The organism is Mycobacterium shunyiense (genome assembly GCF_058270035.1).
Map to the genome: position 1 here is coordinate 1 of NZ_JBZDPT010000016.1, position 25,382 is coordinate 25,382.

Here is a 25,382-nt window from a genome sequence, read left to right on the forward strand (position 1 = left end):
GGAAGCCCAGTAATGGGTGAAGGGAACTGGCACTAACCGGCCGAAAACTTACAACAACCAACAAACACCAAATGTTTGATGGGTTTCAGTAAGACGCACAACAAGCCTCGCAACCACAATTCATAAACACCCACACACTTGTGTATGGAGTGCGATACCGCACCCCACCACCAAAACACAAAGGTTTACACCCAGAAACGGGTGAATAAAGTTACGGCGGTCCATAGCGGCAGGGAAACGCCCGGTCCCATCCCGAACCCGGAAGCTAAGCCTGCCAGCGCCGATGATACTACCCTCTCGGGTGGAAAAGTAGGACACCGCCGAACACAAATTAAGAATCGCCCCCCACGTTTCACGTGGGGGGCGATTCGCTTTTAATCACCAATTCTCGATATCGAATTCAGTCGATATTCGAGCGATTACTCGCTGCGTCGGCGCTCACATAATTATGTCGGCCGTGGCTGCTGCCAGTATCCTTTGCGGGAAGGGCGGGTAGAAAGGCACACGTGGTCGGAGACAGACAAGGCGACGCAGAGCGGCGCCCGCGGCGTGCATCCAACGACCGCACATCGAGCAACAATTCGGGTCCTCGGCGGCACTACGACCAGCGGGGGCGGGATCAGCGCTCCGGCGCGCCCCGGACTTCCGGACCGGGTCGGGCGCGGGCGGCGCAGCCGACGGCTGATGGTGAACCCAGGACCGACGGCCCACGACTGCCCGCCGATGTCGAGGCCAGGGAACTGGCACCCGATGTCCGTCGGGAACTGGTCACCCTGGACAAGACGACCGCGGATTTCGTCGCCCGCCACCTCGTGATGGCCGGCAAGCTACTCGACGAGGATCCCGATACGGCCTTGGCTCACGCCCGTGCCGCCCGTAACCGGGCCGGCCGGATCGCGGTGGTGCGTGAGGCGGTCGGCATCGCGGCATATCACAGCGGAGACTGGGCCCAGGCGCTCGCCGAGTTGCGTGCGGCCCGGCGGATGGGCAGCAAATCTGCCCTGCTGGCGATGATCGCGGATTGCGAGCGCGGTGTCGGACGGCCCGAGCGGGCACTGGAACTCGCTCGCAGTGACGAGGCCGCCGCACTCACCGGCGAGGATGCCGACGAACTGCGCATCGTCACGGCCGGCGCCCGGTCCGACCTCGGGCAGTTCGAGCAGGCTTTGGCAATCCTGTCTTCTCCGCCGCTGGATCCGACCAATGTGGGACCGACTGCGGCCCGACTGTTTTACGTATACGCCGACACCCTGCTGTCGCTCGGTCGCAACGACGAGGCACTTCAGTGGTTCGTCCATGCCGAGCAGGCCGACATCGAAGGAATCACCGACGCGGAAGACCGGATCACGGAGCTGTCCTGACGTGACCACGCTTGCACGGCAACATGATTGCCTGCTGCTCGACCTCGATGGCACAGTGTTTCGCGGCCATTCGCCCACTGAGGGTGCGCTGGAGAGTTTGGCCGGTCTGGATGCGCGGCTGCTGTATGTCACCAACAATGCGTCACGAGCGCCTGAACAGGTCGCCGCGCATCTGCGGGAACTCGGCTTCGCCGCTGACTCCGATGATGTGGTCACCAGTGCTGAAAGCGCGGCGCACCTGCTGGCTGCCCGTTTGCCGGCGGGCTCGACGGTTCTCGTCGTCGGTACCGATGCCCTTGTCGATCAGGTCAGCAAGGTCGGCCTGCGGCCGGTTCGGACGTTCGACGAGGGCCCGGTCGCTGTGGTGCAGGGGCACTCGCCTACTACCGCATGGCCGGATCTGGCCGAGGCGGCATTGGCTATTCGGGCCGGCGCGTTGTGGGTGGCGGCGAACGTGGACCTGACGTTGCCGTCCGAACGAGGGCTGTTGCCGGGCAACGGCTCGATGGTGGCGGCACTGCGCGTGGCGACCGGTCAGGATCCGTTGGTGGCCGGGAAGCCCCAACCGACCCTGATGAACGACGCCTTGAGTCGTGGGACGTTCGCGGCGCCGCTGGTGGTGGGTGATCGGCTCGACACTGATATCGCCGGTGCCGTCGCGGCCGGGTTGCCGAGTCTCATGGTGCTCACCGGCGTCAGCACTGCGCATGAGGCGGTCCATGCCGTGCCCGCGGAGCGCCCGGGCTACCTGGCCGCCGATCTGCGGGGCCTGCACGCCGCCGCCGACGCACTGCGCATCGGGCCTGACGCGGCCTGGCGGATCGACGTCGACACCGACACGGTCACGGTGCACGCCGCCGATCAGGAACCTGCCGACGACCTGTCGGTGGTGCGGGCCACGGCTCACGCAGTGTGGGGCTCGGATCTGGACCCGGCTGCCGTCACAGTGGTCGCCGGCGACGACACAGCGCGCCAGGCGCTGCAACGTTGGTCGTTGCTGTCGGTGCCGGTCGATCAGCGCGCCATCGACTAGCGTGAGTATCGCTATGAGTACCGATCCCGACGAACTGCGTGCCCAGGTCGCTGCGGTGCTGGCCGGCGTGCCGGATCCCGCGGTGGATCCGTCCGCACTCGAGGCCATGGACATCGATGTGGTGGCGGCCCGGCTCGAGGAGGCTCACGATCTGCTCGTGCAGGCCCTCGAATCCGTCGACAGGGGGCAACCGGGCGGACCGCAGGCGACCGGAAGGTGAGCGTCGGTGGCGCGGCGCGCTCGCGTTGATGCCGAGCTGGTGCGGCGCGGTCTGGCCCGGTCCCGCCAGCAGGCGGCCGAGATGATCGAGGCCGGACGCGTCCGGATCGACGGTATGCCTGCGGCCAAACCGGCCACTGCGGTCGCCCCGGACACCAACATCACCGTGATCGCCACTGCGGAACGGAGCTGGGTCTCGCGCGGCGCACACAAGCTGATCGGTGCGCTCGACGCGTTCGACGTCGCCGTCGACGGCCGGCGTTGCCTCGATGCCGGGGCCTCGACCGGGGGCTTTACCGAGGTCCTGCTCGACCGCGGTGCCGCCGAGGTGGTGGCCGCCGATGTGGGCTACGGACAATTGGCCTGGCCGCTGCGGTCCGATGAGCGGGTGCACGTGCTGGAGCGCACGAATGTGCGGGAGTTGACTCCCGAGGCGATCGGCGGGCCGGTTCAGCTGGTCGTCGCCGACTTGTCGTTCATCTCGCTGGCCACTGTCCTCCCGGCGCTGACGGCCTGCGCGGGCGCCGACGCCGATATCGTTCCGATGGTGAAACCGCAGTTCGAGGTCGGTAAGGATCGGGTGGGCGCCGGCGGTGTGGTATCCGATCCAGAGCTGCGCATCGATGCCGTGTGCACGGTCGCCCGCAGGGCGGCGGCGTTGCAGTGGCATGCTGTCGATGTGACGGCTAGCCCGCTCCCGGGGCCATCGGGCAATGTCGAGTATTTCCTGCACCTGCGTGCCCAGACCGAGCGTCCGCTGGCCGGTGAGGCGCTCGAACATGCAGTTCGGCAGGCGGTCGAGGAGGGGCCGCAATGACGTCTGAACGCACGATCCTGCTGGTGGTGCACACCGGCCGCGACGAGGCGACCGAAGTCGCCCGCCGGGTGGAAAAGGTGCTCGGCGACAACGGCATTGGTTTGAAGGTGCTCTCGGCGGAGGCCGTGGACCGCGGACCACTGCACCTCGCGCCCGATGACATGCGCGCGCTCGGGGTCGACATCGAGGTGGTCGACGCCGAGGAACGCGCAGCCGAAGGTTGCGAGCTGGTGTTGGTCCTCGGCGGCGACGGTACGTTCCTGCGCGCAGCCGAGCTCGCGCGCAATGTCGAGATCCCGGTGCTGGGAGTCAATCTCGGCCGGATCGGGTTCCTGGCCGAAGCTGAAGCGGAGGCCATCGACCACGTGCTCGAGCGCGTGATCGAGCGCGATTACCGCATCGAGGAACGCATGACGCTCGATATCGCGGTGCGGGTGGGCACCGATGTGGTGAACCGCGGGTGGGCGCTGAACGAGGCCAGCCTGGAGAAGGGGCCCCGGCTCGGGGTGCTCGGAGTGGTGTTGGAGGTGGACGGTCGCCCGGTTTCGTCGTTCGGCTGCGACGGAGTGCTGGTGGCGACCCCGACAGGATCCACCGCTTACGCATTCTCGGCAGGCGGGCCGGTGCTGTGGCCGGACCTGGAGGCGATTCTGGTGGTACCCAACAATGCTCACGCACTGTTCGCCCGTCCGATGGTGACGAGTCCGTTGGCCAGCATCGCGATCGAGATCGAGGCGAGCGGCAACGATGCGCTGGTGTTCTGTGACGGTCGCCGCGAAATGATCGTGCCTGCCGGTGGCCGCTTGGAGGTGACGCGCTGCGGCACTCCGCTGAAGTGGGTGCGGCTGGACTCGGCGCCGTTCACCGATCGCCTGGTGCGCAAGTTCCGGTTGCCGGTCACTGGATGGCGGGGGCAGTAGATACCTGTGCTGTCGGAGATTCGTATCGAGTCGTTGGGCGCGATCAGCGCCGCCACCGCGGAGTTCGACCGCGGGTTGACCGTGCTGACCGGGGAGACCGGTACCGGCAAGACGATGGTGGTGACGAGCCTGCACCTGCTCGGTGGGGCACGGGCTGACGCGACCAGGGTGCGTTCGGGATCTGACCGCGCGGTGGTGGAAGGCCGTTTCAGCACAATCGAACTCGGCGAGGATGTCTCCGGTCGGGTCGAGGAGATCCTGGACTCCTCGGGCGCTGAGCGTGATGACGACGGCAGCGTGATCGCGGCCCGGTCGGTCAGCCGGGCCGGGCCATCCCGGGCGTATCTGGGTGGGCGCAGTGTGCCGGCGAAATCCTTGAGCAGCTTCACCGCTCAGGTGCTGACGTTGCACGGTCAGAACGACCAGTTGCGGTTGATGCGGCCCGATGAGCAACGGGCGGCACTCGACCGGTTCGCGGAGGTGGACAAGCCTCTGACCCGCTATCGACGTATCCGCGACGAGTGGCTGGCGGCGCGTCGTGACCTCACCGACCGTCGGCGGCGGGCCCGGGAACTGGCCCAGGAAGCCGACCGGCTCAGCTTCGGTATCCACGAGATCGACGCGGTCGCACCCCAACCCGGCGAGGACGAGGCGATCATCGCCGACATCCGGCGATTGTCGGAACTCGATGCGCTGCGAGAAGCCGCGCACTCCGCTCGCTTCGCGTTGGCCGGTGAGCTCGACGAGCCCACGCCGGAGTCGACCTCGGCCGCCGACGGGGTGGGCCGCGCGCAGGCGGCGCTGGAGTCCACCGATGACTCGGCGTTGCAGGCACTGGCCGTCCGCTTGGCGGAGGCGATGGCAGTGATCGGCGACGTCTCCGGCGAGCTCGGTGACTATCTGTCCGAATTGCCCAGTGATGCCAGCACTTTGGAGACCAAACTGGCGCGGCAGGCAGAGCTGCGCACGCTCACCCGTAAGTACGCTGCCGATGTCGACGGGGTCCTGGAGTGGTCACGCGACGCCGTCGAGCGGTTGGCGCAGCTCGATGTGTCCGAGGAGAGCCTGGCTGCGCTGGACAGCAAGGTTGCCGAGCTCGAGGGTCAACTGGTCGCGGCGGCAGGCGAACTCACCAAAGCCCGTTCCAAGGCGGCCAAGGGGCTGGCCAAGGCGGTGACCGCGGAACTGGCCGGGCTGGCCATGGCCAACGCAGTGTTCACCATCGGGGTGGCGCCGATGCCGGCCCGGGCCGACGACTCTGCGCCGTTGACCATGCCCGACGGCGAGATGCTGCATGCCGGCCACGACGGCGTGGACGCGGTCGAGTTCGGGTTCACCGCACACCGTGGCGCAGATGTGCTGCCGCTGGCCAAGAGTGCCTCCGGCGGTGAGCTGTCCCGCGTGATGCTGGCTCTCGAGGTCGTCCTTTCGGCGTCGACGGCGGGCACCACGATGGTGTTCGACGAGGTCGACGCCGGGGTCGGTGGCCGTGCCGCAGTGCAGATCGGCCGCCGGCTGGCCCGGCTGGCGCGTACCCACCAGGTCATCGTGGTGACCCACCTGCCTCAGGTCGCGGCTTTCGCCGATGCACACCTCCTGGTTGACAGTGGTAACGGTCGGGCCAAGTCCAGCGGTGTGCGCCGCATCGACGACGATGACCGGGTCGCCGAATTGGCCCGGATGCTGGCCGGACTGGGGGAGTCCGACAGCGGGCGGGCCCATGCCAGGGAACTGCTCGAGGCTGCGCAGCAGGAGCGCAGCGCACCCTAGTCCTGATCGACGATCGGGCCAGGATTGGCCGGCGACAGCTCAGCCGAGCTCCACCGCAGGGGACTGACGTGTGTCAGCTCCACCACCTCGTCGATCGTGAAGTCGACCGCGCACTGTGCGCCGGCATCGGGATCGGCTTCATCCCAGTTGATTTCGGCGGTTCCGGTGAGCTGGAGCGTGGATCCGGAGAACCAGTCGATCACCAATATCCCGCACAGCGGGTTCGCGTCGATGTTGCCCAGTGTCATGAACATCGAGTTCCCGCGGTAGTCCGGCCAACGTAGACGGTGGGGCGAGAGCACCTGTAGGAATCCGGGATTGCCGCCGCGGTGTGACGCGTCGGCATTGCCCGCGGCATCCGCCGACCCGATGAAGAAGGCGTCGGCGTGGGTGATGACCGCTTGCTGTGAGGAGGTCAGTGCCCGCCCACGGTGCACGTCGGGCAGTCTCGTCGAGGACCGCACCTCGACGACGTCCCGGCGCGAAATGTACTTCGGGCAGTTCGAATACACCTGATCGGCGTGGATCCGCAGTCCCGTGCCGGTGGGCTCGGCGGAGCCGTTGACTCGCATCCGCCGCCGGGTCTGCGGTTCGATGGCGATCATCCCGATCTGCCGTCCGCCGCGCAGCACATCGCGGATCGGATCGCCCGGCGCGGGCAGCGCTTCGACCAGGACCGTGCGCGGATCGTCGGAGTGGACGAAGCCGGGCGGACCAGCGATCAAGCTGGTCCACACCCGGCCACCGTCGTCGGCCGCGGCGATCACGATCATCGGCTGTTCGGCGAGGAACGCAGCGGCGGTCGCAGGAACTTCGGTGCGGATCATGCGGCCGACGCGGGTGGCGATCGCCTCCTGTCCCATCCGGCGTTGCACCGCCAACTCACCCGAGTGATACATGTTCACCGTCTCGGCTCAGAAGAATCCGCAGGTGGGCGCCGCACCACTGGGTGCGGGAGCGCTCTGCGCCCCGTTGGGTGCGTACACCTCAAGCCGGGTTCCGTCGGGGTCGGTGAAGAAGATGCCGCCGGAAGACGTTCCCTCGCCGTGCGCGACGACGCCGTCGTGCGCGAACTCGGTGCCCAGCGCCTTCAGTGCCGCCTCGACGGTCCGCACTTCGTCGATGCTGGCTGCCTCGAACGAAAGATGGTGCAGGCCTGGTGTTTCCGTGGAGAACCGACCGTTGCTTTGCTGCCAGAGGGTCAGCCGCAGTGTCCCGCCGGTGCCGAGGAAGGCGTACCGGTGCTCGCCCTCGCTGTTGACGGCGAGCGGCTCGAAACCCAACGCGTGTCGGTAGAACGCGACGGAGCGGTCCAAGTCGGTGACGTTGATGCCGACGTGTCCGGCGGCGAGCTGTGGCGGGGTGGTTCCGGGCATGCAGTCCTCCTGGGTAACTAGTGAAAAGACTTACGTAGGTTAGGACTGGAGAAGCCCCGCCGTCAACCATCTAATTTTATTTCGATGGTTAGTTCGGCGGGTGACTCCTGCTGTCGTGGGCGCGTGGTTACCCTCAGGTATGCGTGATCCGCGCCCGCATGTCGGCGAACCCCTTGCGCTGGATCTGCTGAACACCCGATGGATGTCAGCGGATGGGCCGCAGGACCTCCTCGCGGACGTCGACGGGCTCCGTACCTGGTTGCTGGCCAATGGGCTGGACGACCGTTGCGAGGCTGACGAGAAGTCGCGGGTCGCCTTGATTGCGGCCCGGGAGGCGATCCTGCGGGCAGTGCAGGCGGGTTCCGTCGACGAGATCAATGACGTGCTGGAACGGGGCCGGATCCGCCGCACGCTCACGGCGTCGGGCCCCGCCGAGACGGCCGAGGTGCTGCAACCGGAGTGGCTGGCCGGCTGGCTGGCCGCGGCGGACCTGCTGCGGTTGCTGGGTGAGGCCCCCGACCGGATCAAGCAGTGTGCACACCCGCACTGCATTCTCTGGTTCCACGACAGCTCCAAGAACGGCGCACGACGATGGCACTCGATGGCCACGTGCGGGAACCGCGCGAAGGCGGCGCGGCACTATGCGGCGAAGCGGGATTGAGACCGGAGTGCTGTTACTGATGTGACAAAAGCCAACTTGTGGGGCTGGTGTTACGGCGCGCCTCCGCCCCCTGGCCGGCGAAGCCCGACAGAATCGGCGCATGAAGATGTCCACGCTGCTCACTCGCAATGCCAGTACGCGTCCGGGAGTGACCGGCACTGCCCGTGTGGACCGCGACATCGATCGGCTGCTGCGCCGCGTCGGCCCTGGCGACATCGTCGTCCTCGACGCTCAGGATCTGGACCGGATCACCGCCGATGCGCTTGTCGAGGCCCAGATCGCCGGTGTCGTCAACGCCTCGCCGTCCATCTCGGGGCGTTACCCCAACCTCGGGCCGGAGGTGCTCGTCGCCAACGGTGTGGTGCTGATCGACGAGGCGGGGTCGGACGTCTTCAAGAAGATCAAGGACGGGGCGCGGATCCGCCTGAACAACGGCGGCGTCTACTCGGGTGACCGACGGATCGCGGTGGGCACCGAGCGCAACGATCAAGAGATCCACGAGCTCATGCACGACGCCAAGAGCGGTCTCGTGGCGCATCTGGAAGCCTTCGCGGGCAACACCATCGAGTTCATCCGCAGTGAGAGTCCGCTGCTCATCGACGGCATCGGGATCCCGAACATCGACGTCGATCTGCACCGCCGCCACGTGGTGATCGTCGCCGAGGAGCCCGACGCGGCCGAAGACCTCAAGGCGCTCAAGCCCTTCATCAAGGAGTACCAGCCGGTGCTGGTCGGTGTCGGGGCCGGAGCGGACGTGCTGCGCAAGGCCGGCTACCGCCCGGCGCTGATCGTCGGCGACCCGGACAAGATGAGTGTCGAGGTGCTGCGCTGCGGCGCCCAGGTGGTGCTGCCCGCCGACGCCGACGGCCACGCCGCCGGGCTGGAACGCATCCAGGACCTCGGCGTCGGCGCGATGACCTTCCCCGCCGCCGGATCGGCGGCCGACCTCGCGCTGCTGCTGTGCGACCACCACGGTGCGTCGCTCATCGTCACCGCCGGTCACACCGCATCGATCGAGGAGTTCTTCGACCGCTCGCGCCAGCGCAGCAACCCGTCGACGTTCCTGACCCGGCTGAAGGTCGGGGAGAAGCTCGTCGACGCCAAGGCGGTGGCGACCCTCTACCGCAGCCGGGTGTCCGGCGGGGCTATCGCGCTTCTGGTGCTGGCGATGCTGGTGGCCGTGGTGGTCGCTCTGTGGGTGTCGCGCGCCGACGGGGCCGTGCTCGACTGGGTCGTCGACTACTGGAACCGCTTCACCCTCTGGGTGCAGGGTCTGGTCAGCTAGCGGGGCGGTGAGTTGTGATCACGCTACGCGCACACGCCATTTCGCTGGCGGCAGTTTTCCTGGCGTTGGCAATCGGCGTGGCCCTGGGTTCGGGGCTGCTGTCCAACACGGTGCTGTCGGGCCTTCGTGACGACAAGAAGGACCTGCAGCACCAGATCGAGGCTCTCAATGACGGCAAGAATGCGCTGAACGAAAAGCTCAATGCCGCAGGAGAATTCGATGCGCAGATGGCACCCCGAATCGTGCGTGACGCGTTGAAGGACAAGTCGGTGGTGGTGTTCCGTACGCCGGACGCCGCCGACGGTGATGTCGACGCGGTGTCGCGGTTCGTCCGCGACGCCGGCGGCACGGTCACCGGGAAAATCTCACTCACGAGCGAGTTCGTCGAAGCGAACTCGGCCGACAAACTGCTATCGGTGGTCAATTCACCGATCGTGCCGGCCGGCAAGCAGTTGAGCACCGCGGCGGTGGACCAGGGGTCCCAGGCCGGCGACCTGTTGGGCATCACACTGCTGATCGACCGGAACCCGGCCGCGGCGCCCGTCGATGACATGCAGCGCCAGACCGTGCTCACTGCGCTGCGCGACACCGGGTTCCTGACCTATGACGATCCACACATCGGCGCGGCCAATACCGCGCTGATCGTGACCGGAGGAGGGTTGGGGGAGGACGGCGGCAACCGCGGCGCAACCATGGCACGCTTCGCCGCCGGGTTGGCCCCGCACGGCACCGGAACGGTGCTCGCCGGCCGCTCAGGATCGGCATCTGGAACCGGTCCGGTGGCTGTGACCAGGTCCGACGCCGGCCTGGCTGCCACCGTCAGCACCGTGGACGACGCTGATTCCAGTGCCGGTCAGATCACGGCCGTCCTCGCATTGAGCGACCTCGCGGGCGGGGGGAAGCCGGGCCGGTACGGCACCGGGCAGGGCGCGACGTCGGTGACCGTCCCGCAGTAGGCGCGCCCCGGGCGCCGATTTGCCGAGGCGCATCCGGCGCGTCAGCGACGGCTTGTCGGCGTCGGTGTTAAGGTGAGATTCCGTGGGTCGGCAGGCCACAGCAGTTTCTCGATTCCCTGCCAGTCGTCACGGAGGATGCTTTTGCCCGCCTTACGCAAGCACCCGCACACCGCCACCAAACACCTCTTCGTCACCGGTGGTGTGGCGTCATCGCTCGGTAAGGGGTTGACCGCATCGAGCCTCGGTCAGCTGCTGACCGCGCGAGGGTTGCAGGTCACCATGCAGAAGCTCGACCCCTATCTGAACGTCGATCCGGGCACCATGAACCCGTTCCAACACGGTGAGGTGTTCGTCACCGAGGACGGCGCCGAGACCGACCTCGACGTCGGCCATTACGAGCGGTTCCTGGATCGCAACCTTTCCCAGTCGGCCAACGTGACCACCGGTCAGGTGTACTCCACGGTGATCGCCAAGGAACGGCGCGGCGAGTACCTGGGCGACACCGTCCAGGTGATTCCCCACATCACCGACGAGATCAAGAGCCGGATCCTGGCCATGGCCGAGCCCGATTCGTCCGGACAGCGCCCCGACGTGGTGATCACCGAAATCGGCGGCACGGTGGGTGATATCGAGTCGTTGCCGTTCCTGGAGGCCGCCCGCCAGGTGCGCCATGAGGTCGGCAGGGACAACTGCTTCTTCCTCCACGTGTCGCTGGTGCCCTATCTCGCCCCGTCCGGCGAGCTCAAGACCAAGCCGACGCAGCACTCCGTGGCCGCGTTGCGCAGCATCGGTATCACCCCCGATGCCCTGATCCTGCGGTGTGACCGTGACGTCCCCGAACCGCTCAAGAACAAGATCGCGCTCATGTGCGACGTCGACATCGACGGGGTGATCTCCACTCCGGACGCGCCGTCCATCTACGACATCCCCAAGGTGCTGCACCGCGAGGAACTCGACGCGTACGTGGTGCGCCGGCTCAACCTGCCGTTCCGCGATGTGGACTGGTCGGAGTGGGACGACCTGCTGCGGCGGGTGCACGAGCCGCAGGAGACGGTTCGGATCGCCTTGGTGGGCAAGTACATCGACCTGTCCGATGCCTACCTGTCGGTGGCCGAGGCGCTGCGCGCCGGCGGCTTCAAACACCGCGCCAAGGTGGAGATCCGGTGGGTGGCCTCCGATGACTGCGAGACCGACCTCGGCGCGGCGTCCGCGCTGTCCGATGTCGACGGGGTGCTCATCCCGGGCGGTTTCGGCATCCGCGGCATCGAGGGCAAGCTCGGGGCCATCGGGTTCGCCCGCAAGCGCGGCCTGCCGGTGCTGGGACTGTGTCTGGGGCTGCAGTGCATCGTGATCGAGGCGGCGCGGTCGGTCGGTATCACCGGTGCCAACTCCGCCGAGTTCGATCCGAAGACGGCGGACCCGGTGATCTCTACGATGGCCGATCAGGAGGACGCCGTCGCCGGCGAGGCAGACCTGGGCGGCACCATGCGGCTTGGTGCCTATCCCGCCGTTTTGGAAGCGGGATCAATTGTGGCGCAGGCTTATCAGGCCACTGAGGTATCAGAACGGCATCGGCACCGCTACGAGGTCAACAACGCCTACCGGGACCGCATCTCCGAGAGCGGGCTGCGGTTCAGCGGCACCTCGCCCGACGGGCACCTGGTGGAGTTCGTGGAATACGACTCGAAGATCCATCCGTTCCTGGTCGGGACGCAGGCCCACCCCGAGCTCAAGAGCCGGCCGACGCGGCCACACCCGCTGTTCGCGGCATTCATCGGCGCGGCGCTGGATTACAAGGCGGCGGAGCGGTTGCCCGGGATGGACCTTCCCGAACATTTCGCCGAGGACGTCGAGGACGGCGCGAGTCCGGTGGACGAAGCCGCTTCTCTTGGCTGAACACGACTTCGAGACGCTGGCCAGCGAAACCGTCTACGTCGGAAATATTTTCGCGCTGCGCGCGGACGAGGTCAGCATGCCCGGCGGCGGGTCGGCCCGGCGTGAGGTCGTCGAGCACTACGGTGCGGTCGCGGTCGTGGCCCTGGACGAGGACGGCAACGTGGTACTGGTGTACCAGTACCGTCACCCGCTGGGACGTCGGCTCTGGGAACTACCCGCGGGCCTCCTCGACCTCGGTGGGGAGCCTCCCGAGGTGACCGCCGCGCGCGAACTCGAAGAAGAGGTCGGGCTGGCCGCCGCGCACTGGCGGGTGCTGGTGGATCTCGATTCGACGCCGGGGTTCTCCGACGAGAGTGTGCGGATCTATCTGGCCACCGGATTGACCGACGTCGCGCGTCCCGAGGCCGAACACGAGGAAGCCGACATGGTGGTGGAGCGGGTGCCTCTGGCAGAAGCCGTGCGGCGGGTGTTCTCCGGCGACATCGTGAACGGCATCGCGGTGGCAGGCATCCTGGCCGCACACGCGATGCCCGACGCGGAGGCGTTACGGCCGGTCGACGCGGTGTGGACCGACCGGCCGACAGCGTTCAGGCGGCGCAAAGGTCTGTTATGACCACACCGTCGCCCCTCCGATCGGCCCTCGACGACCAGCTGCAGGGCTACCTCGATCACCTGACGATCGAGCGGGGCGTGGCGGCCAACACCTTGAGCTCCTACCGGCGCGACCTGCGTCGCTATGCCGAACACCTGACCCAGCGGGGAATCGCGGATCTTGCGGACGTGGCCGAGGCCGACGTCAGCGACTTCCTGATCGCGCTGCGTCGGGGAGATCCGGAGTCGGGAGTGACCGCGCTGTCGGCGGTTTCGGCTGCGCGGGCAGTGGTCGCGGTTCGCGGACTGCACCGGTTCGCCACGGCCGAAGGCATCACCGCACTCGATGTCGCCCGCGGGGTCAAACCGCCCACGCCGAGTCGTCGGCTGCCCAAGAGCCTCGGCCTCGACGAGGTACTCGCGCTGCTCGAGGCTGCCGGCGGCGAGAGCGAGGCCGACGGACCGCTGACGCTGCGAAACCGGGCGCTGCTGGAACTGCTGTACTCCACCGGCGCCCGCATCTCCGAGGCCGTCGGACTCGACATCGACGACATCGACACGCACGCGCGTTCGGTGCTGTTGCGCGGCAAGGGTGGTAAGCAGCGGCTCGTGCCCATCGGACGCCCGGCTGTCACCGCGCTCGACGCGTACCTGGTGCGGGGGCGTCCGGACCTGGCCCGTCGGGGCCGGGGCACCCCCGGAATCTTCCTCAACGCACGAGGCGGCCGGCTGTCCCGTCAGAGTGCCTGGCAGGTCTTGCAGGATGCCGCGGCGCGCGCCGGCATCGCGTCGGCGGTCTCACCGCACACCCTGCGGCACTCGTTCGCGACGCACTTGCTCGACGGCGGCGCCGACGTACGCGTGGTCCAGGAACTGCTGGGCCACGCCTCGGTGACCACCACGCAGATCTACACGATGGTGACGGTGCATACGCTGCGCGAGGTCTGGGCGGGAGCGCACCCGCGGGCACGTTAGCCGCCCAGGTACTCCGACTCCAGCACCAGATCGGGCAGCAGGGTCTGGTACTCCGCGTGCGTCTTGTGATGTTTCGTGTCCCAGCGGGAACCTTGTTGCTCCTGCATGTAGGCCAGGTACTTCGGGGCGCCGGGCAGCTTCACGTTGTCGGCCACCACGATCGAGCCCCGGTGCAGCCAACCGCGCTCCAGCAGACTCTGCAGATCGGTCAGGTAGGCGTTCTTGTCGTGGTCGAGGAACACGAAATCCAGTCCGCCCGCGTCGAACCCGGCGGCCGCCAACGCATCGAGCGTGCGCCCACCGTCGGCGATGGTCCCGACCACGCACGTGATCCGGTCGGCCACCCCCGCATGTGCCCAGATACGCCGCGCGATGTCGGCGTTGGTGGGGGAGAACTCCACGGAGAACACCTGGGCGGCCGGCGCGGCGCGCGCGATCCGCATCGCCCCGTAGCCGCAATAGGTGCCCAGCTCGAGCGCCAGACGCGGGTCGGCCCGCACGACTGCGGCGTCGAGCAGCGCACCCTTCTCGTCGCCGACGTTGATCAGGAACGACTTCTCGTAGGCGAACTTGTCGATGGTGGCGATGACGTCGTCGAGGTCGCCGGCGCGGGCGTTGGTCACCACGTAATCGGCGGCCGCGGCCTCGCGTCCGTCGCCCCACTGCCCGGTTTTCGAGAAGTGCCTGGCGCCGATTCCCATCCGGATGAACGACCACCGCAACAGCGGCAGCCGCTGTTTGAGACTCATGACGCACACCATATGCGCCTGTTTGCCCGCGGGTCTGCCCGTTCTGGCTGCATGACGACGTTAAACTTGCCGGGATATGTGCGCCGAGACTGCGGGAAACCTGACCAGTAGTGGTGGGGTATGAACGACGACAGCGCACACGACGGCCTCTTCGAGCACAGCTCACCCGAGCTCGGTCTGACCGGGCGGCCACCGCGTGACATTCCCGAACCGCGGCCGCGTTCGACACATGGTCCGGCCAAGGTGATCGCTATGTGCAATCAGAAGGGCGGGGTCGGCAAGACCACCTCGACGATCAACCTGGGTGCCAGCCTGGCCGAGTACGGCCGCCGGGTGCTGCTGGTGGACTTGGACCCGCAGGGCGCATTGTCGGCGGGCCTCGGCGTGCCGCACTACGAACTTGCGAACACGGTGCACAACCTGCTGGTCGAACCACGGGTGTCGATCGACGACGTGGTGATCAAGACCCGGGTCAGCGGCATGGACCTGGTCCCCAGCAATATCGACCTCTCGGCCGCCGAGATCCAGCTGGTCAACGAGGTGGGCCGCGAACAGTCGCTGGCCCGGGCCCTGTATCCGGTGCTGGACCGCTACGACTACGTGCTGATCGACTGCCAGCCCTCGCTGGGCCTGCTCACGGTCAACGGACTGGCGTGCGCCGACGGTGTGATCATCCCCACCGAATGTGAGTACTTCTCGCTGCGCGGGTTGGCGCTGCTGACCGACACCGTGGACAAGGTGCACGACCGGCTCAACCCCAAGCTGTCCATCAGCGGCATCTTGGTCACCCGGTACGACCCGCGCACGGTCAACGCGCGTGAGGTCATGGCCCGCGTGGTGGAGCGGTTCGGCGATCTGGTGTTCGACACCGTGATCACCCGGACCGTGCGCTTCCCGGAGACCAGCGTGGCGGGCGAGCCGATCACCACCTGGGCGCCCAAGTCGGGCGGTGCCGTCGCTTACCGCTCGCTGGCCCGCGAAGTCATCGACCGGTTCGGCGCGTGAACGATGTCCTGAACACCCCGGCCACTCCGACGCCCGATCGCGCCGAACCAGCTGCCGCCGTCGGGGATGAGTCGACGACCGGTGATCAGCAGAACCGTTTCCAGGTTCGGCTCACCAACTTCGAGGGGCCGTTCGACCTCCTGCTGCAGCTGATCTTCGCGCACCGCCTCGATGTCACCGAGGTGGCATTGCACCAGGTCACCGACGATTTCATCGCCTACACCAAAGAGATCGGCGCCCGGCTCGAACTCGACGAGACCACGACGTTCCTGGTGATCGCGGCGACGCTGCTGGATTTGAAGGCGGCCCGGTTGCTGCCGTCGGGCGAGGTGCACGACGAGGAGGATCTCGCCCTGCTGGAGGTCCGCGACCTGTTGTTCGCGCGGCTGCTGCAGTACCGGGCGTTCAAGCACGTCGCGTTGATGTTCGCCGAACTGGAGGCCGCGGCGCTGCGCAGCTACCCGCGCGTGGTGTCGCTGGAGGATCGCTTCTCGGACCTGCTGCCCGAGGTGATGCTCGGCGTCGACGCCGGCAAATTCGCCGAGATCGCGGCCGCCGCCTTCACCCCGCGCCCGGTGCCCACCGTGGGCATCGACCACATCCACGCGCCCAAGGTGTCGGTGCCCGAGCAGGCGCACCGGATCATCGCCCTGCTTGAGCAGCGCGGGAACGGCGAATGGGCAACTTTCTCCGAACTCGTGGCAGAGTGCACCGACGGACTCCAGATCGTCGGCCGCTTCCTGGCGCTGCTCGAACTGTTCCGAGCCAAGGCGGTAGCATTCGAGCAACCAGAACCGCTTGGAGTGCTCCAGGTTTCGTGGACCGGAGATCGGCCGACCAGCGAACATCTGGCAACCGCGGATGCGGAAGAATAGCGAGAACAATGACTGACGAGATCTCCGATTCCGGAGAGCGGTCCGACGATGCCCCGGGTGAAGCGATCCCGGTCGGAGATGACCTGGGCATCGACGTGGCGACGGTTCCCGAGCTCGAAGACGGTGAACTGGGTGCTGTCCTGGAAGCGTTGTTGCTGGTGGTGGACACGCCGGTGACGGTGGATGCGTTGGCCTCGGCGACCGAACAGCCCGCCTACCGGGTGATGGCCAAGCTGCGTCTGATGGCCGAGGAGCTTGCTGCCCGTGACAGCGGCATCGACCTGCGAGAGGCAGCCGGTGGCTGGCGGATGTACACCCGGGCGCGCTACGCCCCGTATGTCGAGCGGCTCCTGCTCGACGGCGCGCGGTCCAAGCTGACCCGTGCCGCCCTCGAGACCCTGGCCGTGGTGGCCTACCGGCAGCCGGTGACCCGCGCGCGGGTGAGCGCGGTGCGCGGCGTGAACGTGGACGCGGTGATGAGGACTCTGGTGGCGCGCGGTCTGATCACCGAGGCGGGCACCGATCCGGATTCGGGTGCGGCCGCGTTCGCCACCACCGAGTTGTTCCTGGAACGGCTCGGCCTGACATCCCTATCCGATCTGCCCGACATCGCGCCGCTGCTGCCCGATGTCGACGTGATCGACGATCTGAGCGAATCTCTCGGTGACGAGCCGCGTTTCGCCAAACTCAACGGCGGCGCGCCTGGCGGCAACCAGCCGATGGCCTTCGATGTGGACAAGGACTGACATGGCTGAAGAAGGCGTACGGCTGCAGAAAGTGTTGTCCCAGGCGGGAATTGCCTCCCGGCGGGTGGCCGAGCGGATGATCACCGACGGCCGCGTCGAGGTCGACGGACGGCTGGTGACCGAGCTCGGTACCCGGGTCGACCCGGATACGGCCGAGATCCGGGTGGACGGCTCCCGGGTGGTCATCGATGACACGCTGGTCTACCTCGCGATCAACAAGCCGATCGGCATGCTGTCCACGATGTCCGACGAGCGGGGCCGCCCGTGCGTGGGAGATCTGGTGGAGCACCGGGTTCGGGGCAACAAGAAGCTGTTCCACGTCGGCCGGCTCGACGCCGACACCGAGGGGCTGCTGCTGCTGACCAACGACGGGGAGCTCGCCCACCGGCTGATGCACCCGTCGTATGAGATTCCCAAGACCTATGTGGCGACGGTGATCGGCACGGTGCCGCGCGGCCTCGGCAAGAAGCTGCGCGCCGGTGTCGAACTGGATGACGGTCCGGCGCATGTAGATGACTTCGCGGTGGTGGACACGGTTCCGGGCAAGACCTTGGTGAGGGTCACCCTGCACGAGGGCCGTAACCGCATCGTGCGGCGGATGCTGGCCGCGGTGGATTTCCCGGTGCAGGAGTTGGTCCGCACCGACATCGGTTCGGTGGCGCTGGGGGACCAGCGGCCGGGCAGTATCAGGGCGCTCAGCCGCAAGGAAATCGGCGAGCTTTATCAGGCGGTGGGAATGTGAGCGGGTCTCTGGTGGTGGCGGTCGATGGGCCCGCCGGAACCGGGAAGTCTTCGGTTTCAAGAGGTTTGGCGCAAGCCCTTGGCGCGAGCTATCTGGACACCGGCGCGATGTACCGCATCGTCACGTTGGCGGTGTTGCGCGCCGGGGCCGATCTGGACGATGCCGAGGCCATCGACGCGGTGGCCTCGGGCGCGGTGATCGGGGTGGGTTCGGATCCCGGTGAGGATCGCGCGTTCCTGGCCGGTGAAGACGTCTCGGACGAGATCCGTGGGGACGAGGTGACCCGCGCGGTGTCGGCGGTGTCGGCGGTGCCCGGAGTGCGTGCCCGGCTCGTCGATCTGCAGCGCGAGCTGGCTGCTGCGGGTGGACGCGTGGTGGTCGAGGGGCGCGACATCGGCACGGTGGTGCTGCCCAAGGCCGACGTCAAGATCTTTCTCACCGCCTCCGCCGAGGAGCGCGCCCGGCGCCGCAACGCCCAGAACATCGCGAGCGGTCTGCCCGACGACTATGCGACAGTGCTCGCCGACGTGCAGCGGCGCGATCACCTGGATTCCACGCGGGCCGTGTCCCCGTTGCGGGCAGCCGAGGATGCACTGGTGGTCGACACCAGTGACATGGACCAAACACAGGTCGTGACACACCTTCTCGACCTGGTGACCCAGCATGCGGGGGTGCGCCGATGAGCGACTCTGATGGTGACGGCACCTGGTCGGACGAGAGCGACTGGGAATTCAGCGACGAGGTTGCCGAGGTTCTCGAGGAGGCCGCCGCGCCGCCTCCGGTGGTGGCCGTCGTCGGCCGGCCCAATGTCGGGAAATCGACTCTCGTGAACCGGATCTTGGGGCGGCGCGAAGCCGTCGTTCAGGACATTCCCGGGGTCACCCGCGACCGGGTGTCCTATGACGCGAACTGGCTCAACCGCCGTTTCATGGTGCAGGACACCGGGGGCTGGGAACCCGACGCCAAGGGTCTGCAGCAGCTGGTCGCCGATCAGGCACTGGTGGCGATGCGCACCGCTGACGCGATCATCCTCGTCGTCGATGCCGTCGTCGGGGCCACGTCGGCCGACGAGGCCGCGGCCCGGATGCTGCGCAAGTCGGGCAAGCCGGTTTTCCTGGCGGCCAACAAGGTTGACACGCAGCGCGGTGAGTCCGACGCCGCGGCGCTGTGGTCGCTGGGCATCGGTGAGCCGCACCCGATCAGCGCCATGCACGGACGCGGCGTGGCCGATCTGCTCGACACGGTGATGGAGAAGCTGCCCGAGGTCTCCGAGGTGGGCGGCAGCGGTGCGGGCGGCCCACGCCGCGTGGCGCTGGTGGGCAAGCCGAACGTCGGCAAGAGCTCACTGCTGAACCGCCTGGCCGGTGACGAGCGTTCGGTGGTTCACGACGTCGCAGGCACGACCGTCGACCCCGTCGACTCACTGATCGAATTGGGCGGCAAGACTTGGCGATTCGTCGACACCGCGGGTCTGCGCCGTAAGGTCGGACAGGCCAGCGGACACGAGTTCTACGCCTCGGTGCGCACCCACGGCGCGATCGATGCGGCCGAAGTCGCGATCATGCTGATCGATGCCTCTCAGCCGCTGACCGAGCAGGATCTGCGGGTGCTGTCGATGGTGATCGAGGCCGGGCGTGCCCTGGTCATCGCGTTCAACAAGTGGGACCTGGTCGACGAGGACCGGCGGTACCTGTTGGACAAAGAGATCGATCGGGAACTGGTGCAGGTCCAGTGGGCGCCGCGGGTCAACATCTCGGCCATGACCGGCCGGGCGGTGCAGAAGTTGGTGCCGGCCCTGGAGACGTCACTCGCGTCCTGGGACAAGCGGATCTCGACGGGGCAGCTCAACAATTTCCTCAAGGAGATCGTGGCCGCGACACCGCCGCCGGTGCGTGGCGGCAAGCAGCCCAAGATCCTGTTCGCCACTCAGGCGGCGACCCGGCCCCCGACGTTCGTGTTGTTCACGTCCGGGTTCCTGGAGGCCGGTTACCGCCGGTTCCTGGAGCGCCGCCTGCGTGAGCAGTTCGGTTTCGAGGGCAGCCCGGTGAAGATCAACGTCCGGGTCCGCGAGAAGCGTGGAGCGCCCAAGAAGAAGCGCTGAACCGGGCCGATAGGCTGGCCCGAGTGTCCGTCACCCACATGATCCTGATCGCGCTGGCCGGTGTCGGTGCGGGCGCGATCAACGCCGTCGTCGGGTCTGGCACCCTGATCACCTTCCCCACGCTCGTGGCGCTGGGGATTCCGCCGGTCACCTCGACGATGTCCAATGCCGTCGGTCTGGTCGCCGGCGGTGTCTCCGGCACCTGGGGTTATCGCCGGGAGCTGCGTGGCCAGTGGAAGCGGCTGCGCTGGCAGATCCCAGGATCGCTCATCGGAGCCGGCCTGGGTTCCTGGCTGCTGCTGCACCTGCCGGAAAAGGTGTTCGTCGCGGTCGTACCGGTGTTGCTGATCCTGGCGCTGATATTGGTCGTCGTCGGCCCTCGGATCCAGGCGTGGGTGAGGAACCGCGCCGAGGAGTCCGGGCAGTCCGCCGACCACGTCAGCCCGCGTCGCATGGCGGTGCTGGTGATCGGCACGTTCGCCGTCGGCGTCTACGGCGGCTACTTCACGGCAGCCCAGGGGATCCTGCTGATCGCCGTGATGGGCGCGCTGCTGCCGGAGTCGATCCAACGGATGAACGCCGCCAAGAACCTGCTGTCGCTCTTGGTCAACATCGTCGCGGCGCTGGCGTACACGATCGTCGCGTTCGACCGGATCAGCTGGGTGGCGGCCGGCCTGATCGCGGTCGGTTCGCTGATCGGTGGATTCCTCGGCGCTCACTACGGACGTCGGCTGTCGCCGAATGCGCTGCGTGCCGTGATCGTGGTGGTGGGACTGATCGGGCTCTACCGGTTGTTGAGCCTGTAGGGCAAAGACTTGCTTGTGCGAAGCCTCAGGTAAAGTCACGTCGACTGTCGAGCAGAAAGGGGTGACCGGTGGCTGAACGTGCCTACCGCACCGCACCGTCTGCTCTGGCTGCCCTCGAGCCCTTCTGGCCGTCGCGCCGGTTGATGGCTTTCGACGAGTGGTGTCGCGCGGGTCGGTAGACACGCGCCCAACCTTCCGTCGGGTCACCCGGGGCGGTGACCACAATCGAAAGCAGCCGAACCCATGCGTTCGCTTCTGATCTTCACGCTCGTCGGCCTCGGGGCCCAGTTGGTCGACGGTGCGCTCGGGATGGCCTTCGGTGTGACCGCCTCGACCCTGCTGGTGCTCAGCGGGGTGGCGTCGGCACAGGCCAGCGCCGCGGTGCACCTGGCTGAGGTCGGGACGACGCTGGCGTCGGCGGTGTCGCACTGGCGCTTCAAGAACATCGACTGGCCGATGGTCGCCAAGCTCGGCATCCCCGGGGCCGCGGGTGCATTCGCAGGTGCGACGGTGCTGTCGGCGCTGTCGACGGAATCGGCCGCGCCGCTCATGGCGGCGATCCTGCTCGGCATCGGGCTTTACGTGCTGTTGCGTTTCTCGCTGGGTACGCCGCTGAGTCTCGGCGAACACGGCACCAGTCACAGTGCCAAGTTCTTGGCACCGCTCGGCTTGTTCGGCGGGTTCATCGATGCGTCGGGTGGCGGCGGCTGGGGTCCGGTGACCACCAGCACCCTGCTGTCGCAGGGCAAGACGGCACCGCGGACCGTGATCGGTTCGGTCAGTGCCTCGGAGTTCTTGGTGTCGGTGTCGGCGTCGATCGGCTTTCTGGTCGGGCTGCGCCAGGAGTTCCTGGAGAACTGGCCTGTGGTGCTCGGGCTGATGGTCGGCGGGGTGATCGCTGCGCCGGTCGCCGCGTGGCTGGTCAGCCGCATCAACCCGGCCTTGCTCGGTACCGCTGTCGGCGGGGTCATCCTGCTGACCAACAGCCAGAAACTGGTGCACTACTTCGGCGTGCACTGGCCGTGGTCGACGCTGATCTACACGCTCATCGTGGCGGGGTGGGCAGCCATGGTGGTCCGCGCCTGGAAGACGTCGCGGGCGCCGCGCGATGTGGATGATTCGGTTGTCACCGCGGTCGAAGAGCGGGCGGCACGCGGTTAGCCGGACTCCTTCGAGGGGCGTGACAGGCCCACGTACATGGTCTGATGCAACGACAGCACGTGATTGCGGGCAATCTCGGAGGCCGCCCGGCAGTCGCGTCGACGCAGCGCTTCCACCAATTGGGCATGTTCTCGGTTGGACTCGTGCAGGTAGCTGATCGGGTAGGGAATGAAGTAGCGGTACAGCCCGTGCAGCACGGCGCAGTAGCTGTGCATCGCCCAGTCGAGACCGCTTGCCGCCGCGACCGATTCGTGGAAACGCTGATCGGCGGTGTGGAAGCCCGTCCAGTCGGTGGTCCTGGCAGCCTCGTCGACGATCGCCGCGAGCGCGTCGAGCTGCGCATCGGTGGCGGCCTGCGCCGCAGCCGCACTGAGGGCATCCTCGGCCAACGCGCGTAGGTCGATGAGGCGGCGCACCTCGGCGGCATCGGCACGGAACGTGGCCGAGGGGTGATCTGATCCGGCGTCCACCCGGGCGCCGCTACGGGCGACAAAGGTGCCGCCGACCCGGCCACGGCGACGGACCACCACGCCCTCGTCGGCCATCGACTGCAAGGCCCGGCGGACCGTGGCGACGCTGACGTCGAGCGCGGCGGCGATGTCGGGTTCGGCGGGCAGCCGTTCCCCCCTGGTCATGAGGCCCAGTTCAATGGCCAGTCCGAGGCGGGCCCGCACCGTGTCGGCGGCGCTGAGCCGGGTGATGCCCGCGACGGCGGGGGCGTTGAGCGCCGGATGCGCCTCACCGACCTGCAACGTCATGCGCCTCAGCGTACGTCAGCTATTGCTCTATTTGTTCATGCTGAACTAATATCTGGACTAAATTCGCTCATTCTGGGTTATTAATGCTTCGGAGGTCCTGTGTCCGGATCGATCACGGTGGCTGGAGTCCAGGCGGCCCCGCTCGACATCGAGGGCCTGCCGGTGTTCGGTCGGCAGGACACCGTCACCCAGTTCACGGCCGACGTGCTGCGAGTGCGGTCAGCGGTGACCGGTCCGGCACTGATCGTCTATCCCGAGATCCACCTGTTCGGTACCGAAGACACCGGCATGCTGGCCACTGCGGCAGAACCACTGGACGGTCCATTGATCGCCGCCCTCGGCGAGGTGGCCCGCGCCGCCGATGCCTGGCTGGTTCCCGGCTCGGTGTGCGAGCTGGGGGAGAACGGTGAATTATTCAACACCGCACCGGTTTTCGCCCCCGACGGCCGGCTCGTGGCGTCCTACCGCAAGATCTTCCCCTGGCGACCGTTCGAGAAGTACACGCCGGGCGACCAGTTCGTCACCGTAGACATCCCTCAGGTCGGCCGACTCGGGCTGTCCATCTGCTATGACGCCTGGTTCCCGGAGGTGAGCCGCCATCTGGCCTGGATGGGCGCCGACGTGATCGTCAATGTCGTCAAGACCACCACCGAGGACCGGAGTCAGGAACTGGTGCTGGCTCGCGCCAATTCGATTGTGAACCAAGTCTTCACGGTGAGCGTCAACTGCGCTGGACCGGTGGGCAAGGGGCGCAGCCTCATCGTCGACCCCGAAGGCGCTGTGCTCCAGGAGACCCCGGGCGCAGCCCCGGATGTGCTCTGCCAGCACATCGACTTCGGGGCCGTCGCCGCGGTACGCGAGCGAGGAACCGCCGGTACCAACCGGATGTGGGACCAGTTCGGACCGTCGGACCGTCCGATCGGATTACCGCTGTACCAGGGTCGAATCGACCCGCAGCGTTGGTCACCGTCGAACCGCCACGCCGACTGAAAGGCACCACCATGACACCGCCATCTGCCGGGCAACCGACCCTGGTGCGCGCCCTCGGGTTGCGCTCGCTGGTGCTGTTCGGGCTGGCCTACATGACGCCGCTGATCGTGCTCGGCATCTTCGGCGTGATCGCGTCCACCACCGCCGGAGCGTCGGCGTCGGCCTACCTTATCGCGCTGGCGGCCATGCTGTTCACCGCGTCAAGTTACGGCAGGATGGCGGCCGCGTATCCGGTGTCGGGGTCGGCCTACACCTACGTGCGCCGCACCATCGACCCACGCGTCGGATTCCTCACCGGCTGGGCGGTATTGCTGGACTATCTGTTCCTGCCCATGGTCATCTGGCTGATCGGGGCCGCATATCTGGACGCTCAATTCCCGGGCATACCCGGCTGGGTGTGGGTGCTGGGATTCATCCTCATCACCACCGTGCTCAACGTAATCGGCATCAAGGTCGCCGATAAGGCCAACTATCTGCTGATGGCATTCCAGCTGTTGGTCATCGGGTTGTTCGTGGCGCTGTCGGTCGCCTCCGTCGTCCGCAACAGCGGCGCCGGCGGGCTGCTCAGTGCGAGTCCGTTCACCGGGATCGGCGCCGGCATCGGGGGTGTCACGGCCGGCGCGGCCATCGCGGCCTACTCCTTCCTCGGATTCGACGCCGTCACCACCTTCACCGAGGAAGCCATCGAACCGCGCAAGAACATGCCCCGAGCCATCCTGCTGATCGCACTGATCGGCGGCGCCATCTTCCTGGTCATCGCGTACACCACCCAATTGGTGCACCCTGGTGGGGAATTCGCTGATTCCTCGTCGGCGGCCCTGGAAATCGCCGAGCAGATCGGCGGCAATTTGTTCGGGGCAGTGTTCCTCGCCGGTCTGATCCTCGCCCAGTTCGCGTCCGGCATCGCCGCACAGGCCTCCGCATCGCGACTGCTGTTCGCCATGGGCCGCGACGGCACCCTGCCCCGGTCGGTGTTCGGCACACTGAGCGCCAAATTCCGTACTCCGGCGGCCAACCTGGTGATGGTCGGCGCGGTGGGCCTGCTGGCGATGTTCCTCGACGTGGCGACCTCGACGTCATTCATCAACTTCGGGGCGTTCGTTGCGTTCACCCTCGTGAATGTGTCGGTCATCGTCTACTACTTCCGCCACCGGGCCTCCGGCGAATCGCGCAGCCCGCTGCTCTACGTTGTGGCGCCGGCGATCGGTGCGATCATCACGTCGTATCTGCTGCTGCAGCTCGACTCCCGGGCGATCGTCCTTGGGCTCTGTTGGCTCGGCCTCGGCATCGTCGTGCTGGGCGTGACGAGTCGGGGTTTCAGGACGCTGCCACCTGAGATCGCCGTCGACGAAGCCGAGGCGACGACCGTCGAAACCACAGCCAGTGAGGGGTGGCCTGTGACGGGTGGGGCGGATTACGAGAACGGCGGGCGGCTACGGTAAGCTTTCGACTCGCTGCCGGTGCAAGCCGGAAGCACGCGGGCTGTGGCGCAGCTTGGTAGCGCACTTGACTGGGGGTCAAGTGGTCGCAGGTTCAAATCCTGTCAGCCCGACAAAGAACAGAAACTCGCCGGCGTAAGCCGAGCGAGT

The 25,382-nt window shown here is 67.2% G+C and carries 26 protein-coding genes, 1 tRNA gene and 1 rRNA gene; 24 read left to right on the forward strand and 4 right to left on the reverse strand.

Annotated features, from left to right (window positions below):
* The first annotated feature begins 212 nt into the window (after positions 1–212).
* The 7 genes from rrf to recN all read left to right on the forward strand — a co-directional run bounded on the left by rrf (position 213) and on the right by recN (position 6,120).
* A 5S ribosomal RNA gene (gene rrf, locus AC4ELS_RS11550) occupies positions 213–326 on the forward strand.
* 180 nt (positions 327–506) lie between these two features.
* Complete coding sequence (locus AC4ELS_RS11555) at positions 507–1,361, forward strand: tetratricopeptide repeat protein (RefSeq protein WP_499047470.1); 855 nt, start codon at positions 507–509, stop codon at positions 1,359–1,361.
* A gap of 1 nt (position 1,362) precedes the next feature.
* A complete protein-coding gene (locus tag AC4ELS_RS11560) occupies positions 1,363–2,394 on the forward strand; it encodes an HAD-IIA family hydrolase (RefSeq protein ID WP_498887942.1) in 1,032 nt (343 codons plus the stop codon).
* Between the two features lie 13 nt (positions 2,395–2,407).
* A complete protein-coding gene (locus AC4ELS_RS11565) occupies positions 2,408–2,614 on the forward strand; it encodes a hypothetical protein (protein WP_055114689.1) in 207 nt (68 codons plus the stop codon).
* A 6-nt stretch (positions 2,615–2,620) separates the two neighbouring features.
* Positions 2,621–3,430, forward strand: a complete 810-nt coding sequence (locus AC4ELS_RS11570; protein ID WP_498887944.1) for a TlyA family RNA methyltransferase — start codon at positions 2,621–2,623, stop codon at positions 3,428–3,430.
* Positions 3,427–4,350: an NAD kinase gene (locus AC4ELS_RS11575; protein ID WP_064885091.1), complete on the forward strand. Its 924-nt coding sequence runs from the start codon at positions 3,427–3,429 to the stop codon at positions 4,348–4,350. The genes AC4ELS_RS11570 and AC4ELS_RS11575 overlap by 4 nt, the downstream gene beginning before the upstream one ends.
* 6 nt (positions 4,351–4,356) lie before the next feature.
* Positions 4,357–6,120, forward strand: a complete 1,764-nt coding sequence (gene recN, locus AC4ELS_RS11580; protein ID WP_448446986.1) for a DNA repair protein RecN — start codon at positions 4,357–4,359, stop codon at positions 6,118–6,120.
* Here recN and AC4ELS_RS11585 read toward each other — a convergent pair.
* Both AC4ELS_RS11585 and AC4ELS_RS11590 read right to left on the reverse strand, forming a co-directional pair.
* Complete coding sequence (locus AC4ELS_RS11585; protein WP_448447246.1) at positions 6,117–7,019, reverse strand: pyridoxamine 5'-phosphate oxidase family protein; 903 nt, start codon at positions 7,017–7,019, stop codon at positions 6,117–6,119. The genes recN and AC4ELS_RS11585 overlap by 4 nt on opposite strands.
* A 15-nt stretch (positions 7,020–7,034) precedes the next feature.
* Complete coding sequence (locus AC4ELS_RS11590) at positions 7,035–7,496, reverse strand: VOC family protein (RefSeq protein ID WP_448446988.1); 462 nt, start codon at positions 7,494–7,496, stop codon at positions 7,035–7,037.
* A 139-nt stretch (positions 7,497–7,635) separates the two neighbouring features.
* On the opposite strand from AC4ELS_RS11590, the gene AC4ELS_RS11595 reads away from it, so the two are divergent.
* The 6 genes from AC4ELS_RS11595 to xerD all read left to right on the forward strand — a co-directional run bounded on the left by AC4ELS_RS11595 (position 7,636) and on the right by xerD (position 13,860).
* Positions 7,636–8,157: a CGNR zinc finger domain-containing protein gene (locus AC4ELS_RS11595; RefSeq protein ID WP_064957692.1), complete on the forward strand. Its 522-nt coding sequence runs from the start codon at positions 7,636–7,638 to the stop codon at positions 8,155–8,157.
* A 100-nt stretch (positions 8,158–8,257) separates the two neighbouring features.
* Positions 8,258–9,442 carry a putative cytokinetic ring protein SteA gene (gene steA / locus AC4ELS_RS11600; RefSeq protein WP_064957693.1) on the forward strand — a complete coding sequence of 395 codons (1,185 nt, stop codon included), beginning with the start codon at positions 8,258–8,260 and terminating at the stop codon, positions 9,440–9,442.
* A 14-nt stretch (positions 9,443–9,456) separates the two neighbouring features.
* Positions 9,457–10,398 (forward strand): copper transporter, encoded by a 942-nt coding sequence (locus AC4ELS_RS11605; RefSeq protein ID WP_064885082.1) that lies wholly within the window; start codon positions 9,457–9,459, stop codon positions 10,396–10,398.
* A gap of 135 nt (positions 10,399–10,533) precedes the next feature.
* Positions 10,534–12,294, forward strand: a complete 1,761-nt coding sequence (pyrG, locus tag AC4ELS_RS11610; RefSeq protein ID WP_499047471.1) for a CTP synthase — start codon at positions 10,534–10,536, stop codon at positions 12,292–12,294.
* Positions 12,287–12,907 carry an NUDIX domain-containing protein gene (locus AC4ELS_RS11615; RefSeq protein WP_064957695.1) on the forward strand — a complete coding sequence of 207 codons (621 nt, stop codon included), beginning with the start codon at positions 12,287–12,289 and terminating at the stop codon, positions 12,905–12,907. Before pyrG ends, AC4ELS_RS11615 begins: the two co-directional genes overlap by 8 nt.
* Positions 12,904–13,860 (forward strand): site-specific tyrosine recombinase XerD, encoded by a 957-nt coding sequence (xerD, locus tag AC4ELS_RS11620; protein ID WP_064885078.1) that lies wholly within the window; start codon positions 12,904–12,906, stop codon positions 13,858–13,860. The genes AC4ELS_RS11615 and xerD overlap by 4 nt, the downstream gene beginning before the upstream one ends.
* Here xerD and AC4ELS_RS11625 read toward each other — a convergent pair.
* Positions 13,857–14,609: an O-methyltransferase gene (locus AC4ELS_RS11625; RefSeq protein WP_499047473.1), complete on the reverse strand. Its 753-nt coding sequence runs from the start codon at positions 14,607–14,609 to the stop codon at positions 13,857–13,859. The two genes, xerD and AC4ELS_RS11625, sit on opposite strands and share 4 nt — an antisense overlap.
* 120 nt (positions 14,610–14,729) lie before the next feature.
* Between AC4ELS_RS11625 and AC4ELS_RS11630 the strand changes: the two genes are divergently transcribed.
* From AC4ELS_RS11630 to AC4ELS_RS11665, 8 genes are all read left to right on the forward strand, one after another.
* Positions 14,730–15,614: a ParA family protein gene (locus tag AC4ELS_RS11630; protein ID WP_499047475.1), complete on the forward strand. Its 885-nt coding sequence runs from the start codon at positions 14,730–14,732 to the stop codon at positions 15,612–15,614.
* A complete protein-coding gene (locus tag AC4ELS_RS11635) occupies positions 15,611–16,489 on the forward strand; it encodes a segregation/condensation protein A (protein ID WP_499047477.1) in 879 nt (292 codons plus the stop codon). The genes AC4ELS_RS11630 and AC4ELS_RS11635 overlap by 4 nt, the downstream gene beginning before the upstream one ends.
* A gap of 8 nt (positions 16,490–16,497) precedes the next feature.
* Complete coding sequence (gene scpB, locus AC4ELS_RS11640) at positions 16,498–17,235, forward strand: SMC-Scp complex subunit ScpB (protein ID WP_254358656.1); 738 nt, start codon at positions 16,498–16,500, stop codon at positions 17,233–17,235.
* Positions 17,219–17,977, forward strand: coding sequence for a pseudouridine synthase (locus AC4ELS_RS11645; RefSeq protein WP_498887960.1), 759 nt, complete (start codon positions 17,219–17,221; stop codon positions 17,975–17,977). The genes scpB and AC4ELS_RS11645 overlap by 17 nt, the downstream gene beginning before the upstream one ends.
* The gene (gene cmk / locus AC4ELS_RS11650) at positions 17,974–18,660 is read left to right on the forward strand and encodes a (d)CMP kinase (RefSeq protein ID WP_064957706.1); all 687 of its coding nucleotides are present in this window, start codon (positions 17,974–17,976) and stop codon (positions 18,658–18,660) included. The genes AC4ELS_RS11645 and cmk overlap by 4 nt, the downstream gene beginning before the upstream one ends.
* Positions 18,657–20,078: a ribosome biogenesis GTPase Der gene (der, locus tag AC4ELS_RS11655; protein ID WP_064957707.1), complete on the forward strand. Its 1,422-nt coding sequence runs from the start codon at positions 18,657–18,659 to the stop codon at positions 20,076–20,078. The genes cmk and der overlap by 4 nt, the downstream gene beginning before the upstream one ends.
* 38 nt (positions 20,079–20,116) lie before the next feature.
* Positions 20,117–20,884: a sulfite exporter TauE/SafE family protein gene (locus tag AC4ELS_RS11660; protein ID WP_082940082.1), complete on the forward strand. Its 768-nt coding sequence runs from the start codon at positions 20,117–20,119 to the stop codon at positions 20,882–20,884.
* A 243-nt stretch (positions 20,885–21,127) separates the two neighbouring features.
* On the forward strand, positions 21,128–22,045 hold the full coding sequence (locus tag AC4ELS_RS11665; RefSeq protein WP_064885052.1) for a sulfite exporter TauE/SafE family protein: 918 nt from the start codon (positions 21,128–21,130) through the stop codon (positions 22,043–22,045).
* Here the strand turns inward: AC4ELS_RS11665 and AC4ELS_RS11670 are convergent.
* Positions 22,042–22,803, reverse strand: coding sequence for a FadR/GntR family transcriptional regulator (locus AC4ELS_RS11670; protein WP_499047479.1), 762 nt, complete (start codon positions 22,801–22,803; stop codon positions 22,042–22,044). The two genes, AC4ELS_RS11665 and AC4ELS_RS11670, sit on opposite strands and share 4 nt — an antisense overlap.
* A gap of 99 nt (positions 22,804–22,902) precedes the next feature.
* Here AC4ELS_RS11670 and AC4ELS_RS11675 point away from each other — a divergent pair, with 99 nt between their 5' ends.
* From AC4ELS_RS11675 to AC4ELS_RS11685, 3 genes are all read left to right on the forward strand, one after another.
* Positions 22,903–23,793: a carbon-nitrogen hydrolase family protein gene (locus AC4ELS_RS11675; RefSeq protein ID WP_498887965.1), complete on the forward strand. Its 891-nt coding sequence runs from the start codon at positions 22,903–22,905 to the stop codon at positions 23,791–23,793.
* An 11-nt stretch (positions 23,794–23,804) separates the two neighbouring features.
* Entirely contained in the window at positions 23,805–25,235 is a 1,431-nt protein-coding gene (locus tag AC4ELS_RS11680) for an APC family permease (protein WP_499047481.1), read from the forward strand.
* Between the two features lie 36 nt (positions 25,236–25,271).
* A tRNA-Pro gene (locus tag AC4ELS_RS11685) sits at positions 25,272–25,345 on the forward strand.
* Positions 25,346–25,382 lie beyond the last annotated feature (37 nt).

What these genes read in the sequence shown, in the direction of transcription:
- AC4ELS_RS11565 (WP_055114689.1), top strand. Translation starts at nt 2,408, where the DNA reads ATGAGTACCGATCCCGACGAACTGCGTGCCCAGGTCGCTGCGGTGCTG.
- AC4ELS_RS11575 (WP_064885091.1), top strand. Translation starts at nt 3,427, where the DNA reads ATGACGTCTGAACGCACGATCCTGCTGGTGGTGCACACCGGCCGCGAC.
- AC4ELS_RS11585 (WP_448447246.1), bottom strand. Translation starts at nt 7,019, where the DNA reads ATGTATCACTCGGGTGAGTTGGCGGTGCAACGCCGGATGGGACAGGAG.
- AC4ELS_RS11590 (WP_448446988.1), bottom strand. Translation starts at nt 7,496, where the DNA reads ATGCCCGGAACCACCCCGCCACAGCTCGCCGCCGGACACGTCGGCATC.
- AC4ELS_RS11595 (WP_064957692.1), top strand. Translation starts at nt 7,636, where the DNA reads ATGCGTGATCCGCGCCCGCATGTCGGCGAACCCCTTGCGCTGGATCTG.
- steA (WP_064957693.1), top strand. Translation starts at nt 8,258, where the DNA reads ATGAAGATGTCCACGCTGCTCACTCGCAATGCCAGTACGCGTCCGGGA.
- pyrG (WP_499047471.1), top strand. Translation starts at nt 10,534, where the DNA reads ATGCTTTTGCCCGCCTTACGCAAGCACCCGCACACCGCCACCAAACAC.
- xerD (WP_064885078.1), top strand. Translation starts at nt 12,904, where the DNA reads ATGACCACACCGTCGCCCCTCCGATCGGCCCTCGACGACCAGCTGCAG.
- AC4ELS_RS11625 (WP_499047473.1), bottom strand. Translation starts at nt 14,609, where the DNA reads ATGAGTCTCAAACAGCGGCTGCCGCTGTTGCGGTGGTCGTTCATCCGG.
- AC4ELS_RS11630 (WP_499047475.1), top strand. Translation starts at nt 14,730, where the DNA reads ATGAACGACGACAGCGCACACGACGGCCTCTTCGAGCACAGCTCACCC.
- scpB (WP_254358656.1), top strand. Translation starts at nt 16,498, where the DNA reads ATGACTGACGAGATCTCCGATTCCGGAGAGCGGTCCGACGATGCCCCG.
- AC4ELS_RS11645 (WP_498887960.1), top strand. Translation starts at nt 17,219, where the DNA reads ATGTGGACAAGGACTGACATGGCTGAAGAAGGCGTACGGCTGCAGAAA.
- der (WP_064957707.1), top strand. Translation starts at nt 18,657, where the DNA reads ATGAGCGACTCTGATGGTGACGGCACCTGGTCGGACGAGAGCGACTGG.
- AC4ELS_RS11660 (WP_082940082.1), top strand. Translation starts at nt 20,117, where the DNA reads ATGATCCTGATCGCGCTGGCCGGTGTCGGTGCGGGCGCGATCAACGCC.
- AC4ELS_RS11665 (WP_064885052.1), top strand. Translation starts at nt 21,128, where the DNA reads ATGCGTTCGCTTCTGATCTTCACGCTCGTCGGCCTCGGGGCCCAGTTG.
- AC4ELS_RS11670 (WP_499047479.1), bottom strand. Translation starts at nt 22,803, where the DNA reads ATGACGTTGCAGGTCGGTGAGGCGCATCCGGCGCTCAACGCCCCCGCC.
- AC4ELS_RS11680 (WP_499047481.1), top strand. Translation starts at nt 23,805, where the DNA reads ATGACACCGCCATCTGCCGGGCAACCGACCCTGGTGCGCGCCCTCGGG.